Here is an 11349-nt window from a genome sequence, read left to right on the forward strand (position 1 = left end):
CGGCCGCGGCGGCGGATCCCTCTGTCACAACAGGAGGCACTGATGAGCAGCCGCGTTCTACCGATAGATGTGGTGCGGGTTCCGCCCGGTCTGGAACCGCTCCGGGCCGAAGTACGTACGTTTCTCGATTCCGAGATCCGGCGAGGTGCGTTCACCCCACAATGTGACTCCTGGTTGACCGGCTGGGACGAGCCGTTCTCCCGGCGGCTGGCCGAGCACGGGTGGATTGGCATGACCATTCCGCGCCGGTACGGCGGGCAGGGACGGACGGTGCTGGATCGGCAGGTGGTACTTGAAGAGCTCCTCGCCGTGGGGGCCCCGGTGGCGGCGCACTGGATCGCTGACCGCCAGACAGCGCCCTCGCTGCTGCGCTACGGCAGCGAACAGCAGCGGGCGGAGTTCCTGCCTGAGATCGCGGCGGGACGCTGTTACTTCGCCATCGGCATGAGCGAACCTGACAGCGGCTCCGACCTGGCTTCCGTGCGGACACGAGCGGTCCGAGTGGCTGGCGGTTGGCGGCTGACCGGGACGAAGGTGTGGACCAGCGGAGCACATCGGGCGCAGTGGTTCTTCGTGCTCGCCAGAAGCGCACCGGATACCGGAGATCGGCACGCCGGGCTGAGCCAGTTCATCGTGAACCTGCGTGCCGAGGGTGTCACCGTACGGCCGGTCCGGCTGCTCACCGGTGAGCACGAGTTCAACGAGGTACAGCTGGACGGAGTGTTCGTCCCGGATCGGTACGTGCTGGGTGAGATCGGCAGCGGTTGGGGCCAGGTCACCTCTGAGCTGGGTTATGAACGCAGCGGACCGGAACGCCTGCTCACCACCTTCCCCCTGCTCGCCGCGCTCGTCTCCGAGGTACGCCGACGCGCGGACCGAGACCCGGCGGCGGTCGCCGAGATCGGCGCGCTCACGTCCCGCCTGCTCACCCTGCGGCAGTTGTCGTTGTCTGTCGCCGGAATGCTCGCGGCGGGCAAACCCGCCGACGTGGCCGCCGCGCTGGTCAAGGATCTGGGCACCCGGTTCGAACAGGAGGTGGCCGAGCGGGCGCGGATGCTCGCCGACGAGATGCCGGATCCGGACGCGGCGCTGGGCACGTTCACCGGCCACCTTGTTCGCGGTCTGCTTCATTCCCCCGGATACACCCTGCGCGGTGGCACCAACGAGGTGCTGCGCGGGGTCGTCGCCAAGGCGTTGGAGCGCGCATGAACGAGGAGTTGCACGCGATCGCGGCGACCGCGGCTCAGATCTGCTCGGAGTGGACGCCGGAGGCCGCGGCCCGGTACTCAGGCGGGTGGGCTGACGAGGTATGGGACTCCTTGACAAAGGCGGAGTTCACCGTGCTGCCGGTGCCCGAGTCCTCTGGTGGGGCCGGGGCGGGGCTGGCCGAGGCCGCCGTCGTGGTGCACGAGATCGGACGCGCCGCGGTGCCGGTGCCATTGGCGGAGACGGCGCTGTTGGCAGGGTGGCTACTGGCCGCGGCCAGCCGGACGGTTCCGACCGGTCCGCTGACCGCGTCGGCGACCACGGACATGGCAGTCGACCGATGCCCCGGGGGGTACCGGTTGACGGGGAAACTGTCCAGGGTTCCCTACGGCCACCTGGCCGAGCGGGTCGCGGTGCTGCTTGACCGTGCCGAGCCGCTGGTGGCGATCCTGGACTCGCCGAGGGAAGCGTGGGAACGTGGCCGTAACCTGGCCGGAGAGCCCCGGGATACTTTGCTGCTGCAGGACACTTTCGTGCCGGGCGAGGACGTCACCGAAGTGGACGCCACGATCTCCGGCAGGGCATTTCGGGTTCGCGGTGCGCTTGGCCGGGCACTGCTGCTCAGCGGGGCCATGGAAGCCGCACTCGATTCGACGATCACCTACGCCGGGCAGCGGGAGCAGTTCGGCCGCCCGATTTCCCGGTTCCAGGCCGTCAGCCATCACCTCGCGGCGATGGCTGAGGAGGCGGCGGCCAGCACCACGGTCGCGATGTCGGCCGCCACAGCTGGTCAGCAACCGGACTGGATCCTCACGGCAGCGGCCAAGGCGCAGGCCGGTCGTGCCGCGGGCGTGGTGGCGCGACTGGCCCATCAGGTACACGGCGCGCTTGGCTTCACCGACGAGCATCCGTTGCGGCTGATCACCACCCGCTTGTGGTCATGGCGCGACGAGTTCGGCAATGAGCGGTTCTGGGAGCGGGAACTCGGCGCGGCTGCCTGCGCCGCACCAGATCTGTGGACGCTTGTGACCGACCCGGCGGAGGTGCGCGCAAATGGCTGACCTGGAGTACTCCCGGGCTGACGCGGTCGCCACCATTCTGCTCAACCGCCCCGAGCGGAAGAACGCCTTCACCCTTCAGATGGTGCGTCACTGGGCGGACGCGCTGCACGAGGCGGCCAAGGACGATCAGGTGCGGGCGGTCGTGGTGCGCGGTGCAGGCGGCGCGTTCTGCTCCGGTATCGACCTCGACGAGTTGACCTCCGTGGATCCGGCGCCGCTGTCGCGTCGGCGGATGCTCACCGACGAGGTACACCGGGTGGCACGCGCCCTGGAGGACCTGGACAAACCGGTGATCGCGGCGGTACAGGGGACCGCGGTGGGCGCCGGTCTGGACATGGCGCTGATGTGCGACATCCGTCTGGTCGGCGAGTCGGCCCGGTTGAGCGAAGGCTACATTCACGCGGGCCTCATCCCAGGCGATGGTGGCTGCCTGTGGCTTCCCCGGCTGGTCGGCGTTGCCCGCGCACTCGAACTCCTGCTCACCGGCGACGTGGTAGACGGCCCGAGGGCGGAGCGAATCGGACTCGCCAACCACTGCTACCCCGACGGCGAATTGCTCACCCGCACCTACGAGCTGGCCGCCCGCCTCGCGGCACTGCCCCCGGTGGCGGTCGGCTTCATCAAGCGTGCGACATACGAGTCGTTGCACCTGGACGCGCGAACGCACTTGAACATGATCGCCTCACACATGGCCGTCGTGCAATCCACGGAGGACTCGGCCGCGACGTTGGCGGCGCTGCGCGCCAAGCGGAAAACAGGTGTCAAACGATCCGAGCCCAAACTCCCAGAGTGAAACGGTGTCGACGAATGCGACAGATGCAATGTCACGAGCGGTCCGCGCGGCCGATCCAGGTGTCCGGCTCCCAGAACACCGACGAGGCCGACACGGCGGTGCGCGCGGCGGTGGCCGCCTTCGCCCGGGGCGAGTTCGTCGTCGTGATCGACGATGAGGATCGCGAGAACGAGGGTGATCTGATCATCGCGGCGGAAACCGTCACCAGTGCACAGATAGCCTTCCTGGTGCGCCACACGAGCGGCCTCGCCTGTGTGGCCATGGACGGGCAACGGCTGGACCAACTCCGCCTGGAACCGATGGTGGCCATGGGCGACGATCCCCGTGGCACCGCGTTCACCGTCTCGGTGGATCTGCGCGAGGGCACCACCACTGGCATTTCCGCCGCAGACCGAGCGTCGACAATCCGGGCACTGAGCGACCCGGCGGCCGGTCCGCACGACTTCACCCGGCCCGGCCATGTTTTCCCGCTTCGCGCTCGGCCCGGCGGCGTGCTCAAACGGGCTGGGCACACCGAGGCCGCAGTAGACTTGGCGCGGCTGGCCGGGAAGCGACCCGCCAGCGTGCTCGCTGAGATCGTCAACGACGACGGCACGGTGGCCCGCAGGCCACAGCTGGCCGCCTTCGCCCGACGTCACGGGCTCACCGTGCTCACCATCGCGGATCTGATCCGCTACCGTCAGCGCACCGAGCGCCTCGTCGAACGCACATCGCAGGCACCGTTGCCGACACCCTACGGCACCTTCGACGCGTTCTGCTACACCTCCCTGCTCGACGGCACCGAGCACCTCGCCCTCGTGGCGGGGGACGGCGCGAACCGCGACGAGGTCCTCGTCCGCGTGCACTCCGAGTGCCTCACTGGCGACGTCCTGGGTTCCGCGCGTTGCGACTGCGGGGAGCAACTACGCCAGGCGTTGCGCGAAATCGCCGAGGCAGGCAGCGGTGTCCTGGTGTACCTGCGAGGTCAGGAAGGCCGCGGCATCGGGCTCGGGCACAAGCTCCGTGCCTACACCCTGCAGGACCAGGGATTGGACACCGTCGACGCGAACCTGGCCCTTGGCCTGCCGGTGGACAGCCGCGAGTACGGTGTGGGGGCTCAGATCCTGGCCGACCTCGGCGTCCACTCGATTCGCCTGATGACCAACAATCCGGCCAAATACTCGGGGCTTTCGGGCTACGACATCACGATCGCGTCGCGCGTACCGCTCATCGTCACGGCCGGTGAGCACAACGCCGCCTATCTGATGACCAAACGAGACCGGCTGGGACACCGGCTGGATCCGGTCGGCGGCACGCCGACAACCGCCCGGGAGCAGTCGCAGCCATGACCGAGACCACCGCACGCGGCCAACAGGGCCCTCCGGCGCATGAGACGTTCGCGGCGCAGTTTCGCGATGCGATGTCCCGGTTCCCCAGCGGAGTCACCATCGTGACCACGACCGACCACTGCGGAGCGCGGTGGGGATTCACCGCGAGCGCCTTCTGCTCCGTATCCGCGGAACCGCCGCTGGTGCTGGCCTGTCTGGCCGTCTCCGCCGACAGCTACCGTGCCTTCCGCACCTCAAGCAAGTGGGTGGTCAATATCCTCGGCGAAGAGCATGCTCCCCTGGCGAAACGGTTTGCCACCAAGGGAGCGGACAAGTTCGCCGGTGGCGAATTCGACACGGACGCCGACGGTCTGCCGGTGTTGCCAGAGGCGGTGGCCTCCCTGGTGTGCCGGACGCAGGCCCGCCACCCGGCCGGTGATCACGTGATCCTCATCGGCGAAGCGGTCAACGTGCGGCTGCGCGATCACACCCCCCTTGTCTACTACGCCCGGGACTTCGCCCGGCTTTCCGCCTGACAGCGAGGCGGAAAGCCGGTACACCCGGCACCGAGTTCGAAGGGAGAGCAGCGTGGACAGTCTCATGATGGACCGGCCGCTGCAACTGAAGACGCTGTTGTGGCGCGCGGAACGGCTCTTCGGGCACAAACAGATCATCACGCGGCGCGACGACGGCTACCGCCGCTATACCTACGCCGAATTCGGGAAGCGAGTTCGGCGGCTGGCTGACGCGCTGAACCGGCTCGGCGTACGCACCGGTGACCGGGTGGGCACGTTGGGCTGGAACACCGACCAGCACTACGAAGCCTACTTCGCGGTGCCCTGCATGGGCGTGGTGCTGCACACCATCAACATCCGGCTATCCCCGGACCAGATCGGGTACGTCATCGAACACGCCGGGGACAGCGTGCTCCTGGTCAGTCCTGAACAGCTGCCGATGCTGGAACAGATCCGCGACCGGCTCACCAATGTGAAAGCAGTGGTCGTGTTCGGGGATGGCCCGCCGCCGACGACCGCGCTGGGACCGGTCTACGGGTACGAGGAGTTGCTCGCCGACGCCGACGAGGAGATCGAGTTCCCCGATGTTGACGAGGACAGCCCAGCCGGAATGTGCTACACGTCGGGCACCACCGGGGAACCCAAGGGCGTGGTGTACAGCCACCGCAGCACCGTGCTGCACGCCCTGATCCTGTGCCTGCAGGGATCGATCGGCGTCGCCGAGCGGGAGACCTATCTCCTGGTGACGCCTATGTCCCACGTCAACTCGTGGGGCATGCCGTACGCCTGCGCCCTGCAAGGAGCATCGCTGGCGTTGCCGGGAACGCAGCCACGACCGCACCACTACCTGGAGATCATCGAGCACGCCCGAGTCAGTGTCTGCGTCGCCGCGGTGACGGTCGGCATGCTCATGCGCCAGGAACTCGAATCCGGACGGCAATCCTACGTTCTCGACTCGCTGCACACCTTGTGGCTGGGCGGCCAGGCGCCCCCGATCGGCGAGATACGGTGGTGGCAGCAAGCACACGGCGTGCACGTGTGCCAGGGCTGGGGCATGACCGAGGCGTCGCCGCTGCTCACCTTCACCACCCTCACAAGCCAGTTCACCGACCTCGACGACGAGGGGAAGTTCCGCCTGCTCGGCACCCAAGGCCAGCCGATGCCGCTCGTGGAGATCAAGCTGGTCGACGACCACGGCGAAGAGCTGCCCTGGGATGGCAAACACGCCGGGGAGATCCTCGCGCGCTCCCCCTGGGTGGCCCGCGCCTACTACCACGACACACGTTCCCAGGACAGCTTCGCTGGTGGCTGGTTCCACACCGGCGACGTCGGCGTCATCGACCAGAACGGCTACCTGTCGCTGGTCGATCGCGTCAAAGACCTGATCAAAAGCGGTGGCGAATGGATCTCGTCAGTCGATTTGGAGAACGCACTCATGGGGCATCCGGAAGTCCGGGAAGCCGCGGTGGTAGCCGCACCGGATCCGGTCTGGCTGGAGCGACCGATCGCCATCGTCGCCACCAACTCGCCGGTGGCGTCCGACGATCTCACCGAATTCCTCCGTGAGAAGTTCCCCAAGTTCTGGTTGCCGGACCGCTTCGTGTTCGTCGACGAGGTACCCAAGACCGGAGTCGGAAAATTCGACAAGAAGCTGCTCCGTCAACAAATTGCCGCCGGAAACAACCACAGCACGGACAAGACCCCCTGACGCGAAACCAAGTCAAGACGACACCAAGGAGAAACGACATGAACACGGGAACAGCCAACCGGATGTGGGCTTTGCCGGGGGCGGAATTCACACTCGACACCGGCATCATGATCGTCAACGGGCAGGGGCAGGTCACCATTCCGGTACCGTCCTTTCTCATCGAACACGACCGGGGGCTGGTCCTGTTCGACACCGGCATCGCGTTTGAGGCGGCCAAGGACCCGCACGCCGTCTACGGCGACCTCGCGGACGTCGTCGGACTCGCCTACGGACCGGAGGACCGTGTGGACCGGAAACTCGAGGCGCTTGGCTACAAGCCCTCGGCCATCGATCACGTGATCGTCTCGCACGCGCATTTCGACCATGCCGGCGGCATCCGGCTCTTCCCCGACGCTCAGCTGTACATCGGTGAAGGCGACCTGCCCTACTCGTACTGGCCGTTGCCCGCGGCCAAACCCTTCTTCCGGACCGCGGATTTCGACACGACGCGTGACTGGAAATGGAACCAGCTCTCGACGGATCATGACCTGTTCGGCGACGGCAGCATCGTCATCCACCGCATGCCAGGTCACACCCCCGGCAACACTAGCGTGCTGGTGCGGCTGCCCAACCAGACGTTCCTGCTCACCGGTGACACCGTCCACCTCCGCCAGGCCCTCACCGAAGACCTTCCGATGCCGTCGGACTACAACACCTTGCAGGCGGTCCGCTCGATCCGTCGCCTCAAGCAGCTCGCGAGGGCGCACGATGCCACGGTGTGGATCTCCCACGATCCCGAGGACTGGGCGACGCTCAAGCACGCACCCGCTTGCTACGACTGACACCATGGCTGTTCTCGTCGAATACTCGTGCACGTCGTGCCGTGCACGACACGAAGCATGGGTGGAACACCCAATCCCCGCGGCCACCAGCTGCGTGCGGTGCGCGCGCCCAGCACGCCGCCGGTTCGGAGGTGCGCTGTTGCGCGGTACACCCTCAACCGACGTCGCCCGGCAGCCTGGCGGCACAAGCTGCCAGCACGGACCAAGCATCCCCGGTGCTTGCACGCTCCTCCCGACAGCGGCACGCTCACTGGCCGCACGCGCTCGCGGGGACAATCGAGCTCTGGAAGCGGAGATCGCCCACCAGGAAGCCGCCATCGCCGCGGGAACGCTCGACCCCACCGCGACGCCGGTCACGCCGTACCACGGCCACCAGCCGCCGCCGACTACCGCTCCCAGAAACGACTCCTCACCAGGACCCGGCGTGTAGCGAAACGGAACCCTTGCGACTCACCGCGGGACCGCGCCGCCAGTAGGCCTGTCGCCTGTTCCGCGGGCCCCGCAACAGGCCTGGCGAGAAAGGAAGAATACATGTTCGAGGGCCGGATCGCGCAATTCAACGCACCCGAGCAGCCATTTGAGCTGCGGCGCGTCGCGCTACCGTCGATTGGACCGGACGAAGTGCTGGTGAAGGTACACCGAGCCAACATCTGCGGCTCAGACCTGCACGCCTGGCACGGTTCGTTCGTCACCCGCGGGCTCGGCGGGACGCTACCAACCGTGCTCGGCCACGAGATGGTCGGTTCGGTGGCCGCAACCGGCGAACGAGTCACCGAGGACTCCAACGGCGCGCCGGTGCAGACGGGCACACGGGTGGTTTTCCCCTACTTCTTTCCCTGCCACCGGTGTCGGAGCTGCCTGGCGGGACGGCGCGTGTCCTGTCAGAAGCTGACGATGGCCATGCTCGGCGACGCCAGCAGACCACCCTACTTCGTTGGTGGCTACGGTGACTACTTTCTGCTCCCCGCCGGCGCGGTGCTCTACACCGTGCCGGACACGCTGCCTGACGAAGTGGTGTCGGGGGTCAACTGTGCGCTGTCGCAGATGATCTACGGACTGGAGCGAGCCGACCTGAGCTTTGGCGAACGCGTCATCATACAGGGGGCCGGCGGGCTCGGGCTGTTCGCGACGGCGGTTGCCCGCGCCCGCGGGGCCGCGCAGGTCATCGTGGTCGACGCGGTCCCCGAGCGGTTGGAACTGGCCCGCGCATTCGGAGCTGACGAGGTGATCAGCCTCGCTGATCATCCCGATCCGGCGGATCGTATCCGGCGGGCGCGCAAGTTGACCGACGGCGGCGCGGACGTGGTGGTAGAGGTGGTCGGCACCCCGGCCGTGGTGCCGGAAGGCCTGAAGATGCTCGCCCAGAGCGGCCGGTACCTGGAAGTCGGCAACATCAACATGGGACAAACCTACGCAGCCGACCCATCCCGGCTGGTCACCGCGAACAAGAGCATCATCGGCGTCTCGCTGTACGAACCCACAGCGCTGAGCCAAGCGCTCTCCTTTCTCGCGGCCAACCAGCACCGGCTCCCGCTGGACCAGTTCGCCACCACGACGTTTCCCCTGGAAGACATCAACGCGGCGTTCGCCGCAGCGGACAGCCGCAAGGTCGTGCGCGCCAGCATCGTGATGTGAGACCACAGCAACGACCATCGACCGGGAAGGCCGCAGCATTGGACCAGCACGACAGAACACAGCACTACATCGGCGGGCAATGGGTGCAACCCAGCGGGACAGACCGCATCGCCGTGGTCAACCCGGCCACCGAGCAGGTCATCGGACACGTGCCGGCCGGAACCGTCGACGACGTCGACCGTGCGGTGACAGCGGCGCGGAACGCGTTCGATCCCGGTGTGTCCATGGCCGAGTGCCGAGACCGGGTGGCCCGGCTGGTCGCGGCACTGGAGCCCCGACTGCCGGACATCGCCACCACCATCGGACAGGAGATCGGCGCGCCACTGAAGGTGCAGCGCGGTGTGCAGACCGCCGTGCCCATGGCGATCGCCAGCAGCTATCGGGACCTGCTCGAGGAAACGAACTTCGAAGAGCAGGTCGGCAACTCATTGGTGATCCGGGAGCCCTACGGGGTGGTCGGGGCCATCACACCGTGGAACTACCCGCTGTATCAGGTGGTCGCGAAAGTGCTGCCGGCTGTCGCGGCGGGATGCACCGTCGTCCTCAAGCCAAGCGAGGTGGCGCCCCTGTCGGTGTACCAGTTCGTGGAGGCGGCACACGAGGCTGGCCTACCGCCGGGAGTCCTGAACCTGGTGACGGGATATGGACCAGAGGTCGGCGAGGCGGTAGCCGGTCATCCCGGAGTCGACCTCGTCTCCTTCACCGGTTCGACGGCGACCGGCAGGCGCGTCGCCTCGATCGCCGCGGACACCATCAAGAAGGTATGCCTCGAACTCGGCGGAAAGTCCGCCAACATCATCCTCGACGACGCCGACCTCGACACCGCCGTCAAAGTCGGCGTGGGCAACGCATTCCTCAACTCCGGCCAGACCTGCGCGGCATGGACCCGGATGCTCGTGCCCGAATCACGCTACGACGAGGCGCTCCTGCTCGCCCGCCAGGCCGCACAACGCTACACCGTCGGAGACCCGTTCGACCCAGCGACCAGACTCGGCCCGCTGGCCTCACAGACCCAGCAAGCACGCGTCCGCGGGTACATCGAACGTGCCGTCGCGGACGGAGCCCGACTCGTCACCGGCGGCCCCGAGCCCGCACGCGAGCGCGGCTACTTCATCGCCCCCACCGTGCTCGCCGACGTGCACAGCGCCTCCGAACTAGCACAACAGGAAGTCTTCGGACCAGTACTGGCCGTCATGAGCTACCGCGATGACGACGAGGCACTCCGGATCGCCAACGACACGATGTACGGGCTCTCCGGCGCCATCTGGTCGGCGGACCACCGGCGCGCGATCGCCCTCGCCCGCCAGATACAGACCGGGCAGCTCGACATCAACGGCGCCCCCTACAACCCACGCGCACCATTCGGTGGCTACAAGAAGTCCGGCATCGGCCGCGAACTCGGTCCCGCCGGCCTCGAGGAATATCTCCAGACAAAATCAGTCCAGCTGCCGGACTCGGTCATCAGCCAGCAAGAGTAGTAGGGAAATCTCAGGTTTTCTGGCGCAGCCCAAAATAGAGACATTCCAGAGTTTGTCGCACCGTGGCCATGAAGGCAGGCCGCAGTGTCTGCGCCGAGTACCGTGCGCGTCACGAGCTGCCGTCGCTTCCTCGTGTCACACCGGGGCGTCGAAAATCTCCTCCGCGCGTAGACCACTGGTGTCTCGGGCCGAGTGAGTGTGTTGGATGGATGCGGCCGACCAGGATCGTATGGTCGCCGCCCCGGGTAACGCGCCTCGACCCGCACTCAACCGTCGCCACCGCATTCTGAAGGCGGGGCGTTCCAAGTACGCCCTCCTTTCGTCGCAACCGAACGGCGAAGCCGGTATGGCGCGGGCCTAGGATGCTGACGGCGAACCGGTGGGTGCGCCCGAAGGCGGAGTGACAGTCGGCCGACCTGTCGAGGCATACCAGAACAAGCGGGGACTGACGGACGGGGCCCGCGAACGCGCTCGCGGTGAAACCCAGCGACGGCCGGCCGCGTCGACGGTGGTGACTATCGTGACCCGCTGGGGAACTGGCTCGTGGCTTCCCGGAACAGCCCTTCGTCCACAAGCAGACCGCACTCACTCATGTCGCTTCTCCGGCGGCGACGAGGGTGAGGCCGAGCAGGTCCCCATCTTTCCTGCTTCGTTCGCGGGTACCGAATGTTGTGCGACGTGTGCTCGCACACCACGGGCACCCCTTCGACGATCCCTATTCCATATCCCGCGCCCTGCGCATTTGGCAGGGTCGTTGGTGAGCCGAGCCGGGGTCTGTCAAGAAGCTGGTGTAACTGATCTTGTCGGTTCTACTTCTTGTTCGTG

Annotated in this window: 10 protein-coding genes; 9 read left to right on the forward strand and 1 reads right to left on the reverse strand. The window is 67.1% G+C overall.

The features are described from left to right. The first annotated feature begins 42 nt into the window (after positions 1-42). The 9 genes from L2C96_RS40065 to L2C96_RS40105 all read left to right on the forward strand — a co-directional run bounded on the left by L2C96_RS40065 (position 43) and on the right by L2C96_RS40105 (position 10524). A complete protein-coding gene (locus L2C96_RS40065; RefSeq protein WP_110341377.1) occupies positions 43-1209 on the forward strand; it encodes an acyl-CoA dehydrogenase family protein in 1167 nt (388 codons plus the stop codon). After that, positions 1206-2267, forward strand: a complete 1062-nt coding sequence (locus L2C96_RS40070) for an acyl-CoA dehydrogenase family protein (RefSeq protein WP_110341375.1) — start codon at positions 1206-1208, stop codon at positions 2265-2267. Before L2C96_RS40065 ends, L2C96_RS40070 begins: the two co-directional genes overlap by 4 nt. Next, the gene (locus tag L2C96_RS40075; protein ID WP_110341373.1) at positions 2260-3060 is read left to right on the forward strand and encodes an enoyl-CoA hydratase/isomerase family protein; all 801 of its coding nucleotides are present in this window, start codon (positions 2260-2262) and stop codon (positions 3058-3060) included. Before L2C96_RS40070 ends, L2C96_RS40075 begins: the two co-directional genes overlap by 8 nt. A gap of 14 nt (positions 3061-3074) precedes the next feature. Continuing rightward, a complete protein-coding gene (locus L2C96_RS40080; protein WP_110341371.1) occupies positions 3075-4388 on the forward strand; it encodes a bifunctional 3,4-dihydroxy-2-butanone-4-phosphate synthase/GTP cyclohydrolase II in 1314 nt (437 codons plus the stop codon). Further along, positions 4385-4903, forward strand: a complete 519-nt coding sequence (locus tag L2C96_RS40085; RefSeq protein ID WP_110341369.1) for a flavin reductase family protein — start codon at positions 4385-4387, stop codon at positions 4901-4903. Before L2C96_RS40080 ends, L2C96_RS40085 begins: the two co-directional genes overlap by 4 nt. A 52-nt stretch (positions 4904-4955) precedes the next feature. Then, positions 4956-6590 (forward strand): long-chain fatty acid--CoA ligase, encoded by a 1635-nt coding sequence (locus L2C96_RS40090; RefSeq protein ID WP_233520114.1) that lies wholly within the window; start codon positions 4956-4958, stop codon positions 6588-6590. Between the two features lie 38 nt (positions 6591-6628). Then, the gene (locus L2C96_RS40095; RefSeq protein ID WP_110341365.1) at positions 6629-7411 is read left to right on the forward strand and encodes an N-acyl homoserine lactonase family protein; all 783 of its coding nucleotides are present in this window, start codon (positions 6629-6631) and stop codon (positions 7409-7411) included. A gap of 531 nt (positions 7412-7942) precedes the next feature. After that, on the forward strand, positions 7943-9046 hold the full coding sequence (locus L2C96_RS40100) for a zinc-binding dehydrogenase (protein ID WP_110341363.1): 1104 nt from the start codon (positions 7943-7945) through the stop codon (positions 9044-9046). A gap of 38 nt (positions 9047-9084) precedes the next feature. Beyond that, positions 9085-10524, forward strand: coding sequence for an aldehyde dehydrogenase family protein (locus L2C96_RS40105; RefSeq protein ID WP_110341362.1), 1440 nt, complete (start codon positions 9085-9087; stop codon positions 10522-10524). Positions 10525-10633: 109 nt separating this feature from the next. Here the strand turns inward: L2C96_RS40105 and L2C96_RS45465 are convergent, their stop codons facing one another. Beyond that, positions 10634-11113: a flavin reductase gene (locus tag L2C96_RS45465; protein WP_110341361.1), complete on the reverse strand. Its 480-nt coding sequence runs from the start codon at positions 11111-11113 to the stop codon at positions 10634-10636. Positions 11114-11349: the final 236 nt, after the last annotated feature.

Origin of the sequence: Amycolatopsis tucumanensis, from assembly GCF_021654135.1 — a bacterium.
In the GTDB taxonomy this organism is placed as follows: domain Bacteria; phylum Actinomycetota; class Actinomycetes; order Mycobacteriales; family Pseudonocardiaceae; genus Amycolatopsis_E; species Amycolatopsis_E tucumanensis.

Coding starts and splice junctions, on each gene's coding strand:
- L2C96_RS40065 (WP_110341377.1), top strand. CDS start 43: ATGAGCAGCCGCGTTCTACCGATAGATGTGGTGCGGGTTCCGCCCGGT.
- L2C96_RS40070 (WP_110341375.1), top strand. CDS start 1,206: ATGAACGAGGAGTTGCACGCGATCGCGGCGACCGCGGCTCAGATCTGC.
- L2C96_RS40075 (WP_110341373.1), top strand. CDS start 2,260: ATGGCTGACCTGGAGTACTCCCGGGCTGACGCGGTCGCCACCATTCTG.
- L2C96_RS40080 (WP_110341371.1), top strand. CDS start 3,075: ATGCGACAGATGCAATGTCACGAGCGGTCCGCGCGGCCGATCCAGGTG.
- L2C96_RS40085 (WP_110341369.1), top strand. CDS start 4,385: ATGACCGAGACCACCGCACGCGGCCAACAGGGCCCTCCGGCGCATGAG.
- L2C96_RS40095 (WP_110341365.1), top strand. CDS start 6,629: ATGAACACGGGAACAGCCAACCGGATGTGGGCTTTGCCGGGGGCGGAA.
- L2C96_RS40100 (WP_110341363.1), top strand. CDS start 7,943: ATGTTCGAGGGCCGGATCGCGCAATTCAACGCACCCGAGCAGCCATTT.